The sequence below is a fragment of the Bacillus sp. mrc49 genome (assembly GCF_002803435.1).
This window is the reverse complement of the sequence record NZ_PHNG01000698.1, coordinates 1-23,442: the sequence shown is the minus strand read 5'-3', so window position 1 is coordinate 23,442 and position 23,442 is coordinate 1. Positions and strand designations below refer to the sequence as shown.

At 35.4% G+C, this 23,442-nt stretch carries 19 protein-coding genes; 3 read left to right on the top strand and 16 right to left on the bottom strand.

Annotated features, from left to right (window positions below):
- Positions 1 to 194: 194 nt before the first annotated feature.
- The 14 genes from wecC to CVN76_RS15955 form a co-directional block, all read right to left on the bottom strand.
- Entirely contained in the window at positions 195 to 1,472 is a 1,278-nt protein-coding gene (wecC, locus tag CVN76_RS16020; RefSeq protein WP_100532148.1) for a UDP-N-acetyl-D-mannosamine dehydrogenase, read from the bottom strand.
- Between the two features lie 109 nt (positions 1,473 to 1,581).
- Positions 1,582 to 2,457, bottom strand: coding sequence for a UTP--glucose-1-phosphate uridylyltransferase GalU (galU, locus tag CVN76_RS16015; protein ID WP_100532110.1), 876 nt, complete (start codon positions 2,455 to 2,457; stop codon positions 1,582 to 1,584).
- 1,453 nt (positions 2,458 to 3,910) lie between these two features.
- Positions 3,911 to 5,746 carry a glycosyl hydrolase family 28-related protein gene (locus tag CVN76_RS16010; protein WP_157805679.1) on the bottom strand — a complete coding sequence of 612 codons (1,836 nt, stop codon included), beginning with the start codon at positions 5,744 to 5,746 and terminating at the stop codon, positions 3,911 to 3,913.
- 234 nt (positions 5,747 to 5,980) lie between these two features.
- A complete protein-coding gene (gene murJ, locus CVN76_RS16005) occupies positions 5,981 to 7,456 on the bottom strand; it encodes a murein biosynthesis integral membrane protein MurJ (protein ID WP_100532108.1) in 1,476 nt (491 codons plus the stop codon).
- Complete coding sequence (locus tag CVN76_RS16000; protein WP_100532107.1) at positions 7,446 to 8,525, bottom strand: polysaccharide pyruvyl transferase family protein; 1,080 nt, start codon at positions 8,523 to 8,525, stop codon at positions 7,446 to 7,448. Before CVN76_RS16000 ends, murJ begins: the two co-directional genes overlap by 11 nt.
- Positions 8,526 to 9,002: 477 nt before the next feature.
- On the bottom strand, positions 9,003 to 10,001 hold the full coding sequence (locus tag CVN76_RS15995) for a glycosyltransferase family 2 protein (protein ID WP_100532106.1): 999 nt from the start codon (positions 9,999 to 10,001) through the stop codon (positions 9,003 to 9,005).
- A gap of 16 nt (positions 10,002 to 10,017) precedes the next feature.
- Complete coding sequence (locus CVN76_RS15990; protein WP_100532105.1) at positions 10,018 to 11,103, bottom strand: EpsG family protein; 1,086 nt, start codon at positions 11,101 to 11,103, stop codon at positions 10,018 to 10,020.
- A gap of 7 nt (positions 11,104 to 11,110) precedes the next feature.
- On the bottom strand, positions 11,111 to 12,124 hold the full coding sequence (locus tag CVN76_RS15985) for a glycosyltransferase family 2 protein (RefSeq protein ID WP_100532104.1): 1,014 nt from the start codon (positions 12,122 to 12,124) through the stop codon (positions 11,111 to 11,113).
- Positions 12,125 to 12,171: 47 nt separating this feature from the next.
- Positions 12,172 to 13,296, bottom strand: a complete 1,125-nt coding sequence (locus CVN76_RS15980) for a glycosyltransferase family 4 protein (RefSeq protein ID WP_100532103.1) — start codon at positions 13,294 to 13,296, stop codon at positions 12,172 to 12,174.
- A gap of 53 nt (positions 13,297 to 13,349) precedes the next feature.
- The gene (locus tag CVN76_RS15975) at positions 13,350 to 13,985 is read right to left on the bottom strand and encodes a sugar transferase (protein WP_232732281.1); all 636 of its coding nucleotides are present in this window, start codon (positions 13,983 to 13,985) and stop codon (positions 13,350 to 13,352) included.
- A 71-nt stretch (positions 13,986 to 14,056) separates the two neighbouring features.
- Positions 14,057 to 14,932 (bottom strand): UTP--glucose-1-phosphate uridylyltransferase GalU, encoded by an 876-nt coding sequence (galU, locus tag CVN76_RS15970; protein ID WP_100532102.1) that lies wholly within the window; start codon positions 14,930 to 14,932, stop codon positions 14,057 to 14,059.
- A gap of 306 nt (positions 14,933 to 15,238) precedes the next feature.
- Entirely contained in the window at positions 15,239 to 16,009 is a 771-nt protein-coding gene (locus tag CVN76_RS15965; protein ID WP_100532101.1) for a tyrosine-protein phosphatase, read from the bottom strand.
- Between the two features lie 96 nt (positions 16,010 to 16,105).
- The gene (locus CVN76_RS15960) at positions 16,106 to 16,801 is read right to left on the bottom strand and encodes a CpsD/CapB family tyrosine-protein kinase (protein ID WP_100532100.1); all 696 of its coding nucleotides are present in this window, start codon (positions 16,799 to 16,801) and stop codon (positions 16,106 to 16,108) included.
- Complete coding sequence (locus tag CVN76_RS15955; RefSeq protein WP_100532099.1) at positions 16,794 to 17,534, bottom strand: YveK family protein; 741 nt, start codon at positions 17,532 to 17,534, stop codon at positions 16,794 to 16,796. The genes CVN76_RS15960 and CVN76_RS15955 overlap by 8 nt, the downstream gene beginning before the upstream one ends.
- 199 nt (positions 17,535 to 17,733) lie before the next feature.
- Here CVN76_RS15955 and CVN76_RS15950 point away from each other — a divergent pair, with 199 nt between their 5' ends.
- Positions 17,734 to 18,516, top strand: coding sequence for an SGNH/GDSL hydrolase family protein (locus CVN76_RS15950; protein WP_100532098.1), 783 nt, complete (start codon positions 17,734 to 17,736; stop codon positions 18,514 to 18,516).
- Positions 18,517 to 18,561: 45 nt separating this feature from the next.
- Here CVN76_RS15950 and CVN76_RS15945 read toward each other — a convergent pair whose 3' ends face one another.
- Positions 18,562 to 19,329, bottom strand: coding sequence for a tyrosine-protein phosphatase (locus CVN76_RS15945; RefSeq protein WP_100532097.1), 768 nt, complete (start codon positions 19,327 to 19,329; stop codon positions 18,562 to 18,564).
- Positions 19,330 to 19,703: 374 nt separating this feature from the next.
- Between CVN76_RS15945 and CVN76_RS15940 the strand changes: the two genes are divergently transcribed.
- The gene (locus CVN76_RS15940) at positions 19,704 to 19,895 is read left to right on the top strand and encodes a hypothetical protein (protein WP_100532096.1); all 192 of its coding nucleotides are present in this window, start codon (positions 19,704 to 19,706) and stop codon (positions 19,893 to 19,895) included.
- A gap of 21 nt (positions 19,896 to 19,916) precedes the next feature.
- On the top strand, positions 19,917 to 20,495 hold the full coding sequence (locus tag CVN76_RS15935) for a VOC family protein (protein ID WP_232732279.1): 579 nt from the start codon (positions 19,917 to 19,919) through the stop codon (positions 20,493 to 20,495).
- A gap of 52 nt (positions 20,496 to 20,547) precedes the next feature.
- On the opposite strand, the gene CVN76_RS15930 is transcribed toward CVN76_RS15935, so the two are convergent.
- Positions 20,548 to 22,431, bottom strand: coding sequence for a S8 family peptidase (locus CVN76_RS15930; RefSeq protein ID WP_100532095.1), 1,884 nt, complete (start codon positions 22,429 to 22,431; stop codon positions 20,548 to 20,550).
- Positions 22,432 to 23,442 lie beyond the last annotated feature (1,011 nt).

Here is a 23,442-nt window from a genome sequence, read left to right as displayed (position 1 = left end):
GTTGAATGCAAAAAAATCCAAATTCCTTTTGAAATGAAACTTTTAATACAAACTACTATGTCAAATTCGTATGGATGAATGAAGGTTTCCACGGTAAATCATCCGCTGTGACGTAAGGAATGGTGAGATACTAAATAAATCTTCTTGTTTAGGGTACCTATTAGTACTTAAAAGATAATTCAATGTTAATCGCCTCAAACGGATAGGTATTTTTCTGTTGCTGCATTATCGTATGGCTCACTTTTTGTATATAATCCCCTCGTATCTATGATATGTTTTTCCTTCATACTATTTTTGTCTATCGCTTTAAAGTAATCATGATCCACTAATATGACCAATATGTCGGCATTTGCTATTGCATCTTCCGTGTTTATCAATTCAATATTTTTATTTCTAAGAACACTCGGTAATTCCGAAATATGAGGTTCTACTACATAAATGGTCGAAGGAAGTATTTCAGCTAAATCTTTTACGATTTCTAAAGCGGGGCTTTCTCTTAAATCATCAATGTTTGCCTTAAAAGCAAGACCTAAACAGGCAATTTTGGAATGGGCCGGATCAGTAGCTGCTTCTTTAATTTTATCAATAACGAAGTGTGGCTTTGAATCATTGACGTTTCTTGCGGTATAAATTAATTGTGCTCTCTCAGGTGCAGCATCCACAATGAACCATGGATCGACCGCAATACAATGCCCCCCGACTCCAGGACCAGGTTGTAAAATATCCACACGGGGATGATGATTAGCCAATTTTATCAATTCCCAAACATTGATCTCTTGATCATCACAAATCATGGAAAGTTCATTTGCAAAAGCAATATTCACATCTCTGTATGTGTTTTCAGTTAGTTTGGTTAATTCAGCAGTCTTTGCATTTGTCTGAAGGACCTTCCCTTCAACGAATGATTCATAAAATTCCGCAGTTTTTTGTGTGGACATCTTATTGATTCCGCCGACAGTACGATCATTTTCAATTAATTCCTTCAGTATTTTCCCAGGCAATACACGTTCCGGACAATGCGATATAAAAATTTGGTTTGATTTTTCATCCATGCTTAAATCCGGTCTTTCATTTAATATCCACTCTGCCAATTTTTCAGTCGTACCGATGGGACTAGTAGATTCAAGGATGATTAGGTTCCCTGGTTCAATATATGGGATGATCGATTTAGTGGCTGATTCGACATATGCCAAATCCGGCTTATGGTTCTCCTTAAATGGTGTCGGTACAGCCAGAATATAAATATCTGCCTTCATAGGCTCGATATCTGCCGTCAATTTACCTGCTGTTACCACCTTTTTCACAACTTTCTCTAGGTCCGGTTCATATATGTGCACCTGCCCATTGTTAATTAAATGGACCGCTTCTTCATTAACATCTACACCATGTACCGTAAATCCTTTATCCGCTAAAACAGCTGCTGTTGGTAACCCAATATACCCCAAACCAACTATACAAATCTTTGATTTCAAATCAATCATCTCCATTTTTTTAGTAAGCCTCATCCGAATGAATCATTTCCTATCCGGTTATGGATATAAGCGACAGCTTTCCATTTGGCTCTTCCCTTACTAGTTATTCTTATATCTTTTGTTTTTCTAGTAAGTTTTCTATAAACGCTAAAATATCATCTTTAAGATTGTTATCCTTCAATGCAAACTCTATCGTGGTCTGGATGAATCCGAATTTTTCACCAACGTCAAATCGTTTTCCTTCAAAGTCGTAGGCAAAGACTCGTTGAATTTCGTTCAGTTTTTGGATGGCATCCGTCAGTTGGATTTCTCCGCCTGCTCCGAGCTCTTGTTTCTCCAGAAACATGAATATTTCCGGGGTGAAAATGTATCGGCCCATGATTGCCAGGTTGGATGGGGCTGTTCCTTTTTCCGGCTTTTCGACGAAGTTATGGACTTCATAGCGCCGGCCGTTCTGGTTACCTGGATCGACAATTCCATAACGGTGCGTTTCTTCTTTAGGGACGGTTTGAACACCAATGACAGACGATAAGGTTTTATCATATTCGTTGATTAGCTGTTTTAAGCATGGCGTTTCCGCTTGGACGATATCGTCCCCAAGTAAAACGGCGAATGGTTCATTTCCGATGAATTTCCGTGCACACCAGACGGCATGGCCCAACCCTTTTGGTTCCTTTTGCCTGATGTAGTGAATGTCCACTTTGGAAGGAGCCTGGACTTTCTCCAATAATTCGAATTTGTTTTTTTCCATTAAATTATTTTCCAGTTCGAATGCATTATCGAAATGATCCTCAATCGCACGCTTGCCTTTTCCGGTCACGATAATGATATCTTCAATACCTGAAGCCACCGCTTCTTCAATGATGTATTGGATGGTCGGCTTATCCACGATAGGCAGCATTTCCTTCGGCATCGCTTTAGTCGCCGGCAGGAACCTTGTTCCTAGCCCCGCCGCTGGAATGATTGCTTTTTTTACTTTTTTCATACTGTTCTCTCCCTCAGGTAAGGCATATAAATATATTTCCAGAAAAAATCTGTTGGACTTTGGGGTTGCACGTCCGATCTATAAAGAGACGAAATGTTAACTTCATTGAAAATTAGCAATATTCACAATCGTATAGGTCCTCTCCCCATTAGTAAGGCAGCGCAATTAACCAACCATTCCTAAATTCTGAAATTTTGACAGATAAAAAAATACCTAAAAACTGCTTCTTTTTAAGCTTTGATTTGTGATAATATGAGCATTTGCTGAATGATATGTGTAAAGTCTGCTTCAATTGGCATGAAGAATTTTTGTATCCCAGATGAACATGAAACGGAGGGAAACGCAGCGAATTGTTCCGATTCATGAACTTTCCGATTTTTTAAAAAAACACTTCTGTCACTGACGTTTGTGGAATTTCATCTTCGACCTTTTGTAAATATCGTTCACTTGCATCCGTGATTTTTTCACTGTTGCTAATAGAATACGCAGTAATTTCACAAAAAGAGAAAATGTAAAATTTGTTCTAGCTCCTTCTTACAGTTTGGATGTAATATCAATATATCTTCATTTTAGCAAGATTAATGGGACAGGGTGTTTCAATTTTGAAACTCCCTGTCCCATTTTTCGAACCCCACAAAAGTCATTTTTGTGATTCGTAGTGAAATATATCGACCTTTGCACGAGAAACTAAGGCACGCTGCACCCCATGCAAAAAGAAAATGGAATGACGAAGTAACAGGGGATGCTCTGATTTTCACCTGTAAATGTGGCTACTGAGTGATCTATCTGTTTTTTAAAGCAAGACACATGAAAGACACTGGTGGAAAAAGTGCTTCAAATGAATGGACATGTCCTCACGGTACTAAGTTATTAACGGCAGAACATGTAAAATTGGAGAGGCGCTGCTGAAGGCTTGGGAGTTTTTTATGATTAGAGGATTACATGAACAAGGATGGGCAACAATACGATTGCTGAAAAAAGTGGCATTTAATCGTAAAACAATATGTACATAAGTAAAGCTCAAGTTCCTCCATCATCTTAGGAAGAATCAATTAAAAATCACTTGGAGGATGCAGGGATGTATGAGGAGCCAGTCAAAGAAGAAGGGTGGTTCGAGGCCATGCATGTTCAAGTGAAGTTTAAACATTCTAGAGGATAGCACAGAATAAATAATGGGCAGGAACAGAAGAATCTCTCTGGTTCGCCAGTCAAAGATTCTTATGCAGCCCTGTAAATGGTTCATGCTTTGCTCCTGCGAGGAAAAAAGAAAATCACCATCGCCCAAAGCACGAACAGGATGGGGAATATTAACTTTTGGATTTATTATCTGAAATATCTACTCTAACTTAGATGAGTTAAATAGGTAACTTAGATTGTCAAGGTTTTTACTGTAATTAGTTACTTACAATATAAATGTAACCACCATGTATATTAATGATAGTTATTTAAAGAATTATTTTGATTTACTTATATGAACTTCATCGACACAGACAAACGTAGAAACAAATTTATTCAGAATTAAAACTGGTTTAATTTTATATACACCATAAGGTATCTGAAATTCTCCTAAAGAACGGGGCACTCTAAATTTTGACTCAACCGATTTAATAGTTTTACCTGTACCTATATAATCATAATAATTTAAAGTATCCACTAGTTTGTCAGTATGATCATAACATTCTAAACTATAGATCATTTCGGCGTGTGAACTAATTTTATCTATCTTCATTAATGCAGAAAAAAATATCATTTCTCCCGGTTCAACATTGTAGTAATGTTTACTTTCTAATTTCATTGAATTATGAGGGCTTTTCACACTATATTTAATGCAATTGCTTCCTGCTACCCCCTCTTTTTTTACTAGAGGATTTGAAATTCCAGCACTTGAGGAGATAAACCAATAATCATCACTACCTTCAACAGACAAATCAGTATTAATTGTCGATAATGTAAAACCACCATTCCTAAAAAGATTCAAATCTTTAGATAGCAGACTTTTCATTATAGACATATTAATAATTTTACTATTCAATATAGAAATTTTAGGACTATTTACTAAAAAACGGCTTTTTAGATTATATGGATCTTTATTTTCTGTATCTTGATATCTAGTTTCAAGTCCATTTATATCTAGGTATACATTAATATATCCGATATCTTTGTTTGATGTGTTACTAAATAGAATCGCTGGTCTTTTTAAATATGCAATAACATTATTCAGATAAAAGGAATTTCTCCCACCTACCTCGCCCTGAGAGATACATTCTGATTGATATATATACTGGCTACCTACCCCGTCGCCAATCTTTTCGATATAACAATGATTTAGACGTAAAGAGGTACCTGAGCGTAAGCTTTTAAAAATTGGTGAAGAATTAAAATCAAAGGATGTATTTTCAAAAATCAAATCATGACCTGGGGCATCTATCAATATTGCTTCCTTTTTAGATAGGGCAATTATACAGTTATCAAATACAAAATTTTCACCTGAATTGATTTGTTTTCCCGGAGGAGATTTGTAAACGATTGCGTGGTTATTTATTTCGAATTGGCAATTTTTAAAAGTCCCTATATAATTATTTACAGAATTAATTTTTATAGCTTTATCATATCCAAATACGTTTATATTTTCCATGGTATATCGAGAAGTAGGAGTTCTAATATCGCTTTCAATATCTCTACTTCCTATTTCAATTGCTATTGTTTTTGTAGCACTTTTATCATTGTTAAGTGGCGTAGTAAAGACAATTGCTCCATCTGATCCATCAAAATATTTACCTCTATTCCAACTATTTTTATTAAGATGATCCGGACTGAAATTATTAAATTTCGGATCATCTGCCATTGGGCTTATATAAAATCCGGTACCATTGTGAGTAACACAAAATTCAACATAGCCTTCAGATTTAATTTTGACATACGGGGATAAATTAATTTCTTCATCTATAATATACTTTCCAGAGGGAAACCTTAATACTGCCATTTTAGTAAAATTACTTTTTATTGTTTGCTGTCTGAAATAGTTTATTGCTGCTTGTATAGCTTTAGCATCTCCGGTACTTCCATCACCTTTAACGTTATATTCTTTTATATTATTATAGCCATCTAACTTTTTGGAGAAAATGTTGAGTTTATCAACTATAAAGTTATTGTCTTTAATACTCTTATCTCCCTCACTAATTTGATCATACTGAAACCATTCAATACCTCCATCTTTCTTTATGGAATAGCCAAATATAAAAGCTAGAATTCCTATTAGAAAATTCTTTAAAAAATTTCTCCTTTTCAAAATTATCCCCCTTAATAAAGGTTTAATTAATTTCTACTAATACACTTGGTTTTTATACTATTTGTTATATGGGTTATCTAAAATAAAATTATTAAGACTTATACGTTATTATATTATAGGGTTCTCCTGAAGTTGGATAAACTAAAGCAAGCCGTTACTAGGATGTTCTAAAATTAGCAGACTATTAATAAGAAAACTTTTATAAATTTTTTAACCAGACCAATTTGGGCTTTGTTAGATATTAATATTAAAAACCTTACTTTTAGTTAAAAACAGTAAACAGCAAAAAATTAATATAATAATTGGTACAAATATGAACAATGAAAATACTTCACTTTGCACTGCAAAATAGTTTTTTAATAATGCTGCAAGCATGATAGAAGAAAAAGTTATCATGAGAATTTTTAGGTTTTCAATAATAAACGATCGTTTATTATAATTAAAACCAAAGTTCTTTTTGAATTTTATCAAAATCAATAATAATGATAAATAAGACGTTAACATTGTTCCTATTACAATTCCATATATACCAATAAAATTAGATAGAATTATACTAATTATTATATTTAGGATACTTACCACAATGCTATTTAAAAACGGTGTATAGGTATCACTATTGACATAAAAATATCTATAAATTAAATCTCTCATTCCATTTATAGGTAAGGCTAAAATATAAATAAGAGAGCATTTATAGACAATTTCTGTTGAGGAAGACGAAAAGTTCCCCCTCTCATATAATAAGGTAATTCCTTCTTTTCCAACTATGATAAACATTACTACTATCACACTTAAAATAGCATTTAAAAATATAAAGTAATCGAATAACTTGGTATGTGGATTCTGGGACTTAATACTTCTTGCTAAAGTTGGATATAAAAATGCCATAATATTTGCAAGTAACAACATATTTAACATGGAGGTAATTGAATTAGAATAGTTTAATATAGAACTTTGTCCTTCTCCTAATCGAGTGGCTATCGTAGTACCAATAACAAGAGAAAATTGATATAATCCAGTACTTAAAATTATCGGAAAGAAAGTATGTATTATTTTGACGAATCTTTTGTCCTTAAGTTTTAAGCTGAAACGGTATTGAAAACCTACTCTTTTTACTTGTAATAATTGGAGTATCACATTAAAAAGCACTGTTATTAATGTGAAAATGGCGTATGTGTACAATGTTATGTGATTATAAAACATTAATAAAAACATTAATAGCATTGATGTGATCAATGTGGTTAGTTTAGGATAATTAAATCTCCCCTTATTCTGAAGTACTGCATTTGAAAAACCTAAAAATGAATTAATAAATTGAGATAATAAAATAATGGGGAGCAGTCTAGCAGCTATTTCAACAAAATTACTATTTCCCCCCCCTGATACCAATGTGATAATAGGATATTTGAACAAAATTAAAATTAATAGAACTGTAAAAGCAAGACTGTAAAGTACCGTTAGAAATGTATTCACAGCTTCTTTATTATCTTCATCTATAAGGTTTGGGATTAATATAGTTGTAACACCGGCACCAATAAAACTATAAATAAAAATGGAAATACTATTTGAAAGCGTTAGAGCATCCATTTCGACTCCAACACCAAACTTAGATGCTAATATTGAAGTTGTTATCAATAAACAAAACTGAGTGCCAAATGTTAATCCAATCATTAATAATAATTGTTTAATTGATCTTCTATTATTTCTCATCCACTATATTCCTATTTAAAAAATCGTCTAATAAACTGAAGTGACTTTCAGAATCACGAAAAAATTCTGTATCATCAATTTTGTTATTTTGAGCTATATCTATTACTTGATTAACATCAAGAGAATCAATATCTTTGATGTATTTATAATAATCATTGAGTTGTATATCTTGTAAAACATTATATGTTTTGTCACTATATATGATTGGATAAAAACCTTGTTTAAATACTTGTGCTAAGATAATCGAATGAAATCTAGATCCTATAATAACTTCCATTGATTTAAATTCATTAAGAAATTCTTTTATATTTCCTGTATAATTTATTACTTTTATTTTATTTAAATAATCCACAGACATTCTATTTAAAATCTTATTAATAACATCCATATCACCTTCTGAATCACAAAATGAGAATAGTGTTATAATTTTTCCATCATCTATATATGACTTAATTAATTCCAACATCTTATTCAGATATTGATTAGAGAATTCCCTCAAATTGTTCCTATTTTCTAAATTAATTAAGGAGAATCCAACAGTATTTTTTCTTTTAGGTATTTCCTCTTCCTTTAACTGAAAAACTATATCAGGGGCAAGCCTTACATTAGTTAAATGTTTAAATAAATTATATGAATAAGATTCCCTAAAGCAAATATCACTACAGTTTTTAAAAATCCTATTATAATTATCATAAAAGGTATTATTAAAAAACGGGCCAAAATTACTTCCTAAAATAAATACCTCTTTCTTTTCATTTATAAAATTGTTAATTACTCTTGTTTTCTTTTTAATGTCTTTTTTCCATGTTTCATTTTGCATAAACATTGAACCGCCAATTAAAAGAAACCCTTCAAATTTTTTGGTGAAATAAAAAGGAGCTAATCTAAATAACAATTTATGTTTTTTATTACTATTTTGGATATTTACCCCTTTAAATATTTCTTTATATTCCTTTGGTGCATTTAAAATTGTAAAATTAACGTTATTATATCTTTCAAATAAAATTTTTAAAAATAGATCATCTCCTAAATTTTTATTACAATAGGCGTCTACTAACAATTCTTTCATAAATCCTCCAATTAAATAAATTATTTATGATTTAAATTCATTGATAAAAACATATAAGATAATTACAATACATTATTCTAGAGCAAAAATTTACTAAAATATATATTAGAACGGTATAGCTTTTTATAATTAATAAGACCTTTTAGGAAGACATTTTAAGAGGCAGCTAATTAATGGAGAAATAATAGAATTTTTATGTATTTTTAATATCCCACTGATTATTTTAAAGTTACAGGGAGTCTAACATTTTAAATTCCTGCACTCTTTAATTCTATTTTATAAAGAGAAATAGATGAGTTAGCATATCCGACAATTTTATAGTTTCTAATATTTTAATACCTAGAAATTAAGTAATAGAACTACAATGACTGACTATAGCACCCACTGTGGAGTCTATGTTTTAAAATCCCATAACTAATATAAATCAAGCTAATTTTCTAAATTAGTTTCCTTTATTGACAATATATAAAGCTTTTATCAAAAATCTTTTTTAAACATGAGATGTTTTTTATAATTTAAATTTCTTATTGTATTTAAATTATTGAAGCTTTTCCACAATAGAGATGCTAATGCATATTGTCGATAATTAATCAAGTGTACTAAACACTTCTCAATTTTTGATAAAAAGGAATCATTATTGATGTAGTATTTATTTTTCTTCCAGTTTGGAAACCGTTTTTCTAAATAATTAAAAGCATTTTGTATAACATATCTTCTATTTTTATTATTCTTAACTAATGTAGCTTTTCTTAATATTAGTCCTAAAACTAGATGTTTAATAAACAAATATTCTATTTCCGGAGAATATTCTTTAAATTCTTGGTAAACTAATTCAAGCATTTCTAATATATCATTATTCTTTTTTACATTAATTTGATGAGATTGTGAATCTTGTCGGGTAAAATCATAATTATATAATGCTTCGTTCAATTTAACTTTGTTTATACATTTTCCTACAATAACAGGAATTACCCCTAAATCTTCATACCAATAATGCTCGGGAAACTTTTTATCTTTCCATAATTGTTTAGAAAAGAACTTATTACAGGGTCCTGAATGGCTATTAAATATAGTCAAATCGAAATTCTCATATTTTATTTCGTTTTGTTTAAATAAACGAATATCAAATACTACTAACTCACTTTTAGTTCTTAAAACACTGTCTAAACACTTTTGCACACAATTTTTTTCAATCCAATCATCGCTATCCACAAAAAGTATGTAATCCCCTGTACATATGCTTATACCAACATTTCTAGCTTTTGCTTGTCCTTGATTTTTCTGATTCAATAATGTAATTCGTTTGTCGTTATTTGCATATGACTTTGCTATTGAATATGATTTATCTGTAGACCCATCATTAATTATAATAATATCTAAGTTATTATAAGTTTGATTTATTATTGAATCTAAACAACGCTCTAAATAATTTTCAACATTGTATACTGGAATAATCACCGATACCTTAACTTCCATTATTTCACTTCCTAATTTAGAACATTCTTATTATGGATTCGTATGGGACAACACCGTCACCATTTTGATTTAAAACATATACTAACCTAATTAAAAATACAATAATTATTGAAATTTTTAGTACATTTCTAATTAAAACCGAATTATTACTACTTATAAATTTTGGAATCATATATAGCGCCATTAATTCCAAGAGATAAGATATTCTTTTCACTAAGTTAGAATAAGGCAGGAAGCTGTTTACAATAAAATACAAAAGGAAAATTTTATCGAGCCAATTTACCTTTTCATTGGTTTTAAACTTATTTAGTATAACTCTAAATGTCATGATCCAATAAAATAGATAAAACATTTTGTTGGTTATTCCTCTTTCAACACCCGCTGCATGTACTGTTCCTGCATATTTCTCTTCAAAAAAATTGTTTGCATTTAATACTTTTTCAAATAATAGGCTTTTTATAGTCTCTGGAACCAAAAACAATGATATTAAACTAATAAACATTATTGATAAAAACATCTTTTTTTTCACTGGGATATAATTTATAAAATACAAGGGTAAGAACATTATTGAACTTCTGTGTATTCCTAGTGAAATAATAAATAATATAATCGCATAAGCTTTATTTTTCCTTTGAAAAAAAAGAATCAAAGATATTAACACAATAGATATTGATGAAAACTGTCGAAAACCATTAAAACTAGAAAAGTATGAATAGGTTCCTAAAAAGGTAATTAAAGAAATATATTTATATTCCGAAAAATTATAAATAAAATATGTTACTGCAATTATAAAAATCATACTATTAAATGCAATAAAATATTGATAATCTAATCCTAAATATCTAAATAAATCACTTATCCATTGAAATCCCCAACCTAATTCAAGCCAACTTTCTGAACCCTCATAAAATATTCCTTTATATAGGTCATAATCTGTTCCAATACCGACCCTAGTAGCAGAAATTAAATATAATATAATGGAAAATGAGAAAAGAAACAGTTTTGGACTAATAATTTTCTTTTTATTTAAACTTATGAATTCATCATCAGTATATAATCCAACATAGATCAATAAAAAATACAGGATTATGTAAATTTCCATTTTTTCTCTACTTTCTTTTTATGTTTTTAAAAATTATAATAAATAAAAGTAACACAGTAGACGGAAAGTTCTTACCAATTCTATCTATTTTTTCAATATAGTTACTTCCGAATCTTTCTTTGAAAAAAAATGAGTTTACATCTATTAACTTATTATTTTTCCAATTAGGAAATCTGTTATTAATTAAAGTTCTAGTTTCATTCATTTTTTTATAAAAACCCCAAATATTCAATTTATAATATTTTATTTGTCTATACATATTTGACCACATCAGCAACTTAACATATTGATAACAAAGCCCCTCCTGCGCTAGTTGATTTTTATTTATTTCAGGAAAATAAAACTTATAGGTGTCTTCTAGAACATCATAAATATGGTTGATTTTCGGATTAATTGTATTTAGCAAAGAATTTTGTCTTCCTTTTCTATACATATACAGAGGCTGTTCAAGAAATATAAATTCATTTACTTTAGACAGTATTTTATACATCGTACCTACATCTTCATAAATTTTCCCTTTTGGAAACTTTATTTCATTAAATAATCTTTTTTTGTATATTTTATTCCAAGCACTAGGCTGAATTGTCCATAAGAAATTTTCATCATCCATCCCTCTTACTATTTTATCTGCCATCGGGGCATCATTAAAAAAATCATACCAGTTAAATATTATTAAATCTGGGTTATCTTCAATCGCCTTTAAAATACTACTAAAATAGTCTTCTGATACTTTATCATCGCTATCTATAAAACCCACAAAGTCACCATTAGCAAATTGAAGACCATGATTTCTTGCATCACTTAAACCTCCATTTTTCTTTTCTAAGTATACAAAGTTATATTTAGAAGAATATAACTTTGCAATGGTTATCGATTGATCTGTGGAACCATCATTAACTAAAATTACTTCTATTCTTTTCTTACAATTAGCTTTTTCTATGCTTTTGATAATTGAATCTAGGCAATCAGCTAAATATGCTTCAACATTATATATTGGTAAAATAACACTTAAACTAAACATTAAACACCTCAAAATTTTTCATATCAAATAATATGATATAAATTAGGTTAATTCTTATCATATAATTCTTCATATTGATAAATCATGCTTTCTAAACTATATTTTTTTTTGTACTCTGATACAGAATGTTCCGAAGTTTCTTTTCTCAAACTCTCATCATTTATCAAACGGTTTATTTTATCTACTGCCTCCTTCCTATCATTTAATTCAAATGTAAATCCATTATATCCGTTTATTACTATTTCACTGTTACCTGTTACATTACTTGCTACTACAGGTATTCCAACAGACATTGACTCAATTAAAGCATATGGCATCCCTTCATATAACGAAGTTGAAAGAAAGACATCAAAATTGCTCAAAAATTCTGTTGCATTGGGTTTAAATCCTAATAGCCTAATCCTATTTTCTAAACCCTGAGATTTTATTTTTTTGTTAATTGATTCAAAATATTCACCGCTGCCAATATACCAAAATTCCACATTATCATCCACATAACACATTTCTTCTGCAATATCTATAAATTTTTGAGGGTTTTTTTGTGCGTCCATCCTAGCTATGGTACCTATAACTTTTTTAGGGTTATCATCTAATTTCTTAGAAAAACTAATTGCGTTAATTCCATTATATATGACAATTGATTTTTCCTTTTTTACTACATTGTAATCCAGAGCTTTTTTCTCTTCACTAAAAGATACATGTATTATTTTTTTGCTCAAAAAAGATAATACTTTCTCTATCCAAATAAAAGTGTATTTTTTTGTATTATTCATATTTTCATTTAAGAAAAAGTAGCCATGTGGGGTATAAAACACATCTTTTATCCCTAATAGAAATGAGGCAATCCTCCCTATCGCTCCTGCTTTAGAACTGTGGCAATGAACCAAATCAGGTTTTATACTTTTAAGTAACTGGGTTAACTTAAGTATGGATATAATATCTTTTTTGACATTTATATTTCGTTGAAAATCTTTAATCTGGTATAGAATTATCCCTTTTTTCTGCAATGATTGTTTCTCTTGAATAAACACTTCATCTAGTCGCTCATCTGCCCCATATATTAAATATACTTCATATTTAGTTGTATCTATATTGTTGATCAAATCTAACAAGTGTCTTCTAACACCACCACCAATTGATTCACATATATATACTATTTTTTTTCCTGCCATAATTTCACCTGTCTATTTCTTTATTAGTTCCTAGAAGGAAATTAACAACCAAATTAATATGCATCTTTTGTTCCTAACAAGACTCTTATTGTTTTAAAAATAATCATAAAATCATATTTTAGCGACCTTATTTTTATATATCTAATATCCAAATCAACCATTTCACGAAATTCTAAATTACTCCGGCCACTCACTTGCCATAATCCAGTACAACCAGGAGTAACAAATAGACGTTGGATATCATACTCAGTATATTGTTCAACTTCTCTTTTTAAAGGCGGCCTTGGTCCAACCAGGCTCATTTCACCTTTTAGGACGTTGAATAATTGGGGCAGCTCGTCGATGCTTGTTTTTCTGATGAACTTGCCGACTTTGGTGACCCTGGGATCGTCCTTCATTTTAAACATGGCGCCTGAGACTTCGTTTAAGGCCAGTAAGTCTTTTAATCTCTCTTCGGCGTCGGAGACCATCGATCGAAATTTATACATTTCGAATTCTGTTTCGGCTTTTCCCACTCGAACCTGTTTAAAGAAAACAGGTCCTTTTGGGTCTTCGATTTTGATCAATATTGCTACAAGCAGGAAAACGGGGGATAAAAAAATGATTCCAATGAGTGAACCTATGATGTCTATCATTCTTTTCATTCTTAAATAACTTACATTAGCATTTACTTGGTCAGCCGTTAATATGCGGTCAGATGATGCTACACTCTGCTCAACTGCTACAGCTTTCAATTTGGCTCCTCCCTTACTATTTATTCTTATATCTTTTGTTTTTCTAGTAGGTTTTCTATAAACGCTAAAATATCATCTTTAAGATTGTTATCCTTCAATGCAAACTCTATCGTGGTCTGGATGAATCCGAATTTTTCACCAACGTCATATCGTTTTCCTTCAAAGTCGTAGGCAAAGACTCGTTGAATTTCGTTCAGTTTTTGGATGGCATCCGTCAGTTGGATTTCTCCGCCTGCTCCGAGTTCTTGTTTCTCCAGAAACATGAATATTTCCGGGGTGAAAATGTATCGGCCCATGATTGCCAGGTTGGATGGGGCTGTCCCTTTTTCCGGCTTTTCGACGAAGTTATTGACTTCATAGCGTCGCCCGTTTTGACTGCCTGGATCGACAATTCCGTAACGGTGCGTTTCTTCTCTAGGGACGGTTTGGACACCAATGACAGACGATAAGGTTTTATCATATTCGTTGATTAGTTGTTTTAAGCATGGTGTTTCCGCTTGGACGATATCGTCGCCAAGTAAAACGGCGAATGGTTCATTTCCAATGAATTTCCGTGCACACCAGACAGCATGGCCCAACCCTTTTGGTTCCTTTTGTCTGATGTAATGAATGTCCACTTTGGAAGGAGCCTGGACTTTCTCCAATAATTCGAATTTGTTTTTTTCCATTAAGTTATTTTCCAGTTCGAATGCATTATCGAAATGATCTTCGATCGCACGCTTGCCTTTTCCGGTCACGATAATGATATCTTCAATACCTGAAGCCACCGCTTCTTCAATGATGTATTGGATGGTCGGCTTATCCACGATAGGCAGCATTTCCTTCGGCATCGCTTTAGTCGCCGGCAGGAACCTTGTTCCTAGCCCCGCCGCTGGAATGATCGCTTTTTTTACTTTTTTCATACTGTTCTCCCCCTCAAGTTATTCGTTATCTCCGTGTAAATAATGAACTTGCAGCTGTGCATATATATACTTCTAATTTTTTTATGAAATGAAAAAATATGTTAAACTCTTGATCATTCATCCGATATAAAAAAGGCAGCACTTTTCAATTCAATGAAAATTGGCAAGATTCACTAAAGTCCAAATGCCACAGCCTGATATTAGATTCAGCTAATATCGGGCCTCTAACGATTCATTTGCTTGTACCTCACAAAAAATGGCAGAGTAATTCACCGATCATTCCAAAAATTCGTGAAATTGGACAGATCAAAAAACGCCTAAAAACTTCTTCTTCTTTTTAATCTTTTCGGGAGCCTCTTTATAAACCGTTTTACTATCGACAAGCAATTCTGCATTATCCAGGAAAAAGTCGACGAAATCGACACTGACCTTCCTTTCGATCACATCAAAAGCCTCGTTCATCTTGAAGCTTCGACTTGTGATATTATGAGCATCTGAAGAAATGAAATGTGTTAAATTTGCTTCGATTAGCTGCATCGAAAACTTTTGGATGTTCTTGCCGAATGCACCGGCAACGCTGGCTGCCGTCACTTGCGTAAGTGTTCCGTTTGTCACGAATTTGTATAAGAGATCTGGATTTTCGATTAATTCCTGGTTTCGTTCCGGATGGACGATGATTGGAGTCAATCCCCCGAATTGTATTTCAGTGAGCAATTGTTCCGTATAGTGCGGAACATGAGCCGTCGGCAGTTCGATGAACAAATATTTACCGCCATCATTCAAGGTGATGATTTCATCACGTTCATAATCTCGCAAAATGTCACCATATATTCTTGTCTCTTGCCCTGGCAGTACCTCCAATGATATGCCCTCCGCTTGCAGCACTTCATTAAGGTCACCCACTTGGGCGATGATATCTCGTTTTCGATTCTCGTATCTTCCATTCATGTGATGCGGTGTCGCAATGATCTTATGTATGCCTTCCAAAGCTGCCATTCTCGCCATCTCGATACTATCCGCTATCGTTTGAGCTCCATCATCAACCCCATTCAATATATGGGAATGGATGTCTATCATGCCGCCACCCCTTTCTCCTGATTCTTTCAGCCTGCAAATTTAACATATATTTACTCTTGTAGATTACAAAAGGCCACCAGCTAAGCAGTCCTTTTATTAATTTCCATAATAATAGTAGTATTGGTTGTTTTTTTGCATTTTTTTATTATTTAAGACGACACCCATTAGGTTACAGGAAGCAGCAGTCAATAGTTCCTTTGCCTTCACGGCTTGTTCCGTTCCCGTTTTTCCGCTTGAGATTACGAGAATCGAGCCATCGCATTTATTCGAGAGGATCTGCGCATCCGTAACTGCCAATACAGGAGGTGTATCCATGATGATGATGTCAAATTCTTCTTTGAATCGATCGAATAATTCATTCATGGCTTTGGAACCTAGTAGTTCGGCCGGATTAGGCGGGATTGGGCCGCTGGATAGCACATAAAGGTTCTTCTCCTCGGTTTCTACGACAGCCTCGCGCAATTCCATGCGTTTCGTCAATACATTGGTCATTCCAAAGGTGTTGGGTAAATTGAAGGTATAGTGTACAGTCGGTTTTCGTAAGTCAGCATCCACAAGAAGGACCGTCTTCCCTTGCTGGGCGAATACGACAGCTAGATTTGCCGCTGTTGTGGACTTTCCTTCGCCTGGACCTGAGGATGTGACCATGATGGAACGTACTTCTTCATCAACAGCCGAGAATTGAATGTTTGTCCGGATGGTGCGGAATTGTTCCGATATCGGGGATTTTGGATTGAACTTCGCAATCAGCTTTCTTTTAGAATCGAGCTTTTTCTTTTTATCTTTAGCCAATTTTTTCGCCTCTTCCACGTGTAGTCATTCTTTCGGAGCGCAAGCTATGATCCCCTTGACCATCAATTGTCCCAATGACTCCAAGGATCGGCACACCTAGTTGTTTTTCTATATCCTGCTCTGTCTTGATCGTGTTATCCAAATACTCCAGTAAGAACGCAAGTCCTACACCTGCCATCAATCCGACAACCAATGCGATGGCAATGTTAAGTAACGGCTGCGGCTTGATAGGAGATGGATTTTCTTTATTCTCCGCTTTTGCCAATAACGTCACATTGTCTACATTCATGATCTCCACGATTTGCTTTTGAAAAACTTCTGCTGTTTTGTTCGCAATATCGACTGCCGTTTGTGGATTCTCATCCTCGACAATGATGTTGACCACTTGTGAATTTTGTTCACTTGTAACCGAAATCTTTTCATTCAGCTCTGCTGCAGTCATATCAAGATCTAGATCTTCCTTAACTAATTCCAATATCGCCGAACTTTTAATGATGACATTATATGTATTAATTAACTGAAGATTCGTTTGGACTTCATTGTAGTTATATAGTCCTTCTTCATTCTTCGATTGATTGACCAGCAGCTGCGTGGACGCCTGGTATATGGGCGTCAAAAGAAAATAACTGACGGCTCCACTCACTAAAACAGCCAGTGCCGTAATGGTGATGATAAGGCTCAATCGCTTTCGTAAAGTCAAAAATAGTTCCTTTATACTAATCGTTTCTTCCATGATACCCTCCAACTAAAAAAATAACAGCAACCGTATTATAACACAAAACCTTGCCATTCATTGTTTTTTTTGTCATAATTTTAGGTAATTTGGTAAATATATTACCCCTTTTTTGCATATAAATTGGTACACCTGTTTAAAAATTGGTACAAATCACAAAAATAAATTGTCAAATTACGGCATATTTCGGAGGAATCATATGAGAGTCTTCTTACCTACTATTATTGTTTTGTTAAGCATCACATCCATAGTTATGGGTAATATTCATTGGAAAGGTAAAATCTCTGATGTTAGCATCAGCCAGCCTAAGGCAAAAGAAGTGAGTACGGAAACCCGTGCCTCAAGTCCCAGTCAGGAAAACTTGGTCAAATACATCGGAAATTGGCCGAATGAAAGCAAAGAATTATATAAACATAGATTGTCGGAGGGGAAACCGTTCAAGATTTTGTTGGTTGGTTCCAGTTCCCTTGGCAATGAGGCTTATAACTTACCTGATGATTTAGCCAAGCAGCTAAAAACTGTATATGGTGACACCGTCCAAGTCGATGGCCTCATCTACGATATGACGTCTTCACAATTCGTTGTCCAAAACAAACAAAAAGAGCTGGCGGATGCCACTGCCGATTTAATTTTATTAGAACCCTTCACCTTAAAGGATAATGGGAATGTCACCATTGAAGAATCGCTCGAAAATATCACGTCGATCATTCAAGATGTCCAATCCGAAAGCAAGGACACACAGTTCATGCTTCAACCACCTAATCCTTTATACAAGGCCACATACTATCCCAATCAAGTAAAGGAATTGGATAAGTATGCTAAAGCTAACGATATTCCGTACCTAAACCACTGGAGTAATTGGCCTGATTTGTCATCCGAAAAAATGAGGGATGTCTTGAACGAAAATCAAAAACTCCCCAATGAAAATGGCTATAAAATATGGAGCTTATATTTGGAAGAGTTCTTCATCACGCAACCTTAATGCCAAAAGCGCTCCATCCCACTTTATGTAGATGTGGCGCTTTTTTTAAAATATGCCTAAAAACTTTCTTGTTTCGATTTTTTCCGGCATTTCCTTGTACGCGAGCTTTCCTTGGACAAGGAGCTCGGCATTATTCATGAAAAGGTATCTCATCTCGGCACCATACTTGTTTTCGATTTCATCAAAAGCCTCAATCATATGGAACGCGCGGCTTTTCGTATTATGGACATCCGATGCGACATAGTGAGTCAAATTTTTTTCGATGAGCTGAAAGGCAAATTTTTTCGTCTTCTTCCCAAAACCGCCGACAATGCTTTTTGCCGTGATTTGTGTCAGTGCCCCGTGCTTAACGAGTTTGTAGAGGTGATTCGGAAATTCCAAAAACTCCTGATTCCTTTCTGGGTGAACGATGATCGGAACGAGCCCTTTCATTTGAATCTCATATAATAAAGGTTCTGTATAGGCAGGAACGTGATCCGATGGCAATTCGATGAACACATATCTTCCATCATCGTTAAGTGTTAAGATCCTTTCATCCTGATAATCCAATAATAGATCCCCATAAATTCTTGTTTCCTGACCTGGTAATACTTCCAGATCAATCGACTCCTCCTTCAATACTTCATTTACTTCTGCCACTTTTTCTATAATATCGTTTCTCTCATTTTCAAAATGACCATTTTTATGATGAGGGGTGGCAATGATGGTCTGTATACCCTCCGATACTGCAAGCTTTGCCATGGCTATAGTCTCTGTAATGTGCTTGGCTCCGTCATCAACGCCAGGTAAAATGTGGGAGTGTATATCAATCATCTTTATAACCTCTTTCCGCTCTTTCGGGTCAATTCATGTTCTTCTCATTCGTGAATCTAACATGAACGTTATACAAATATTTGTGATAGAGCTTTATTTTCGTAGATTCTCTTAATCTTACTTTCGTTCTTTATAATGAACAATAGGGAGGAAGGCGGGATTTTGTTCATAAATGCTAACTCAAGAAATTAAATCCATTAGGAATTTCCTATTGCCTTTTTAAGTTTCCTCTTTTCGAAGTCCAAGCGATGATTAGCATTCTTTAACCCCATGTAAACTATGTAATGCCTATATGAAGTTTCCGTAATGTTATCGTATTCCCGGTTTCCTTCACGCTTTTTCGTAGTATGATAGAAAAAAAAGGAGTTTTGGATATGATTATTCTGCAGTATATTGAAAAGATTTTTTCATTCATGCATAAGGATATTCCGGAAACTCATGTGAAATGCCATATTTGTGCAGGTACAGGTGCCTACGATATTTATACGGATTGCCTTACCTGTAATGCAAAAGGGTTAATCAGTAAAGTTGAGTATAATAGGAGGCTTGAAGAGGGTGAAATTTAAACGATTTCGTGAGGTCGATATATGTATTCAAAGAAGCAGTATTGGCTATTGCTTCTTTTTTTTGTTGCCAAAAGTACCGTTTGTCCCCCGGCTAAAAAGGGTATTTTATTACCAGAGGTGATGGATATGACAGCAATTACGCACATCGGTTTGGCTGTGCCTGATTTGGATGCTGCGATTTCGTGGTATGAACAGGTGTTGGGATTCAAGTTATTGGCGGGTCCGTATTCGTTTGATGCCAGTGCCGAGGACAAGCCGAATATGACGAACGATCTTCTTGGCAATCATGTTAAAAAAATGCGCAATGCTCATTTGCTGGCGGATAATCAGGTGGGAATCGAGCTTTTTGAATTCCAGGAGCCGAGGATGCCGCCGAGTAACCGTGATGAGTATCAGGGCTTTTTTCATATTTGCTTAATTTCGGATGATATTGAAAGACTCGCCGATGAGATCGCGCAATCCGGCGGTAAAAGGCGAAGCGATTTATGGAATACTTGGAAGAACAAGCCGTACCATTTAATTTATTGTGAAGATCCTTTTGGCAATATCATTGAGCTATACAGTCGGAGCACGGAATTGATGTATGGCAATAAGGATTGATGCAAAAACAGCCCCCACATTGAAGATTGGGAGGCTGTTTTCTGTATTTGCCTTACTTTTTAACCGTGACTTTTCTTGCTTCACTTACATTTCTCGCTTTGTCTTTAGCGGAAACATAGAGGTTCTTCCCTGCTTTTTGTTTCGGGATTCTCACCGAGAAGGTGCCTTTATTCGTTGCGGTGGCCGAGCCGATCACTTTCCCTGATACCTTGATGGATACAGTGGAATTGGCTTCGGCTTTGCCTGTGACGATCGTCGTTTTTGTCGTGACCTTGTCGACCGTCGGTTTACCAGGTGCGGTTTTGTCTGCCACGGTGATGGTTTTGATCGGGCTTGAATTGCCAGCTTTATCCGTTGCTGCGATCGTGAGGACGGTACCGGCTTTTTGTTTTTTTGACATCGTTACGGTGAAGGCGCCTCCGCTGTTGGCATTCGCTTTGCCTAGGGTGGTGCTGCGGTTTTTGACCGTGACGGAAGAGCCAGCTTCGGCTTTGCCTGTTACTTTTACCGTATTGTCACCTACCGTATTGACTGACGGTTTACTAGGCGCCGTTTTATCTTCGACTTTAAATGAAACGGGCACACTTTTATTTCCCGAGGGATCGATGACCCTCGTAGAGATCACCGTGCCGGCTGTTTGTTTTGCAACTGGCGCCGTAAATGCCTTCTCCCCATTGATCTTCAATGTGGCCAGCTGTTTCTTATCGGTATAGATCGAGACGGTTCCCGTATGGAAATCGGCTGGGATGCTCCCGGTGATCTTGATGTCCTTATCGGAAATCTTTTTAACGCTCGGCCTGGTCAGCGTCTTCATCTCAAGAGCCTTTTTGGCATTGACCCTCCCGTTTCCATAGTATATGTCCTTCCCTTTCGTACCCAGATCCTTCGCTGAATCATAGAGGCGATATTCAACCTCCGTTTTGTTGAGCTTAGGCTCATTGGACCAAATGAGGGCCGCTACCCCCGCCACCATGGGCGTGGCCATCGATGTTCCGCTCATCCAGCCATATTTACCATGTGGCAAGGTTGAAAGGATCTCATCTCCAGGGGCTGCAATATCCACGGTTGAATCGTAATTGGAATAATAGGGGCGCTTGTCCTTTTCGTCCGTGGCCGCAACGGAAATGACGTTACTGTATGCAGCTGGGTATACCCGCTGCACTTTTTTCCCCATATCGCCTTCATTGCCGGCAGCCGCGGCAATCAAGATGCCTTTTTTTGCTGCTTCCTGTACGGCTTTATTCAACGCCTCCGAATACATGTTGACTCCAAGACTCATATTGATAATCTTCGCTTTTTTCTCAATCGCATAATGTATCGCCTTGATGATATCGGCCGTATCGGCATAATCACCTTCAAAAACGTTAATTGGCATCAGCTTTACATTAGGTGCAACACCCGCTCCGCCGATGTTATTGTTTGCACTTCCGGCAATGATCCCGGCGATATGCGTCCCGTGCTGCCCTTCCGGCAAGATATTCTTCCGGTTACGGACCGTATCATAGGCGTTGACGATTTTCCCTGTCAAATCCGGATGTTTGCGGTCGATTCCATCGTCGATGATCGCCACGATCATCTCCTTCGAGCCCATAGATTTTACCCAGGCCGCTTCCGTTCCAAGATTTTTATGATGCCACTGGTCTATGAAAGCTGGATCGTTCGGCATTTCCATCTTCTTGAACAGATAGTTCGGTTCGGCATACTCGACATTCTTCCGTTTCTCAAGCTTCTCGATCAGCTTGTCGGTCGTTTGTCCTTTTGGAACCTCGACCTTCTCGATCAACTCATTGATCGGCTCATCATCCGTCTCTTTATACTTGACGATGACACCATCCGATTTCGGAGCCTCCTCTGCAGCTGCAGCCTCTTGCTGATTATGTGGCAGGAACATGAACAGCAAGGCAACCGGCAATACCGCCTGAATAAATTTGTACATGAAATCACTCCAAAAAAATATGATTAAGAATAAATATCGATGTCGGTCACTCAAGATCTCACTCTACCATTATCCCTAACTAGATTGTATACCGGAAGATATCGTTTTACTAACCTTTTTATCCAGTAAACAACTTGTTTTGGAATCATCCTTATTTCCCCTTGTGAAATCTCGAAAACTGAAGATGTATAAATAGATAAAAATGGTCGTCTTATTGACTAGTCTTAGAGGTATGTAACGGAAGGCAACGACACTCCTGCGGGAATTGCGCGTCTACGTGAGACACCACAGGCTGAAAGCCGAGGATGCTCACGGACCGCCCGCGGAAAGCGAGTGCCTGCAGTGGAATGAAACGTTCGATGGACATACCTAAAACTATATGTAAATTGAATTCTATCTTCATTATCACGCAAAGTGGAATGTAACGGAAGGCAACGACACTCCTGCGGGAATTGCGCGTCTACGTGAGACACCACAGGCTGAAAGCCGAGGATGCTCACGGACCGCCCGCGGAAAGCGAGTGCCTGCAGTGGAATGAAACGTTCGATGGACATACCTAAAACTATATGTAAATTGAATTCTATCTTCATTATCACGCAAAGTGGAATGTAACGGAAGGCAACGACACTCCTGCGGGAATTGCGCGTCTACGTGAGACACCACAGGCTGAAAGCCGAGGATGCTCACGGACCGCCCGCGGAAAGCGAGTGCCTGCAGTGGAATGAAACGTTCGATGGACATACCTAAAACTATATGTAAATTGAATTCTATCTTCATTATCACGCAAAGTGGAATGTAACGGAAGGCAACGACACTCCTGCGGGAATTGCGCGTCTACGTGAGACACCACAGGCTGAAAGCCGAGGATGCTCACGGACCGCCCGCGGAAAGCGAGTGCCTGCAGTGGAATGAAACGTTCGATGTACAAAGCCTCCAATACTATGGAAAACGGAATTCCATCTTCATTTTCACGCAGAGTGGAATGTAACGGAAGGCAACGACACTCCTGCG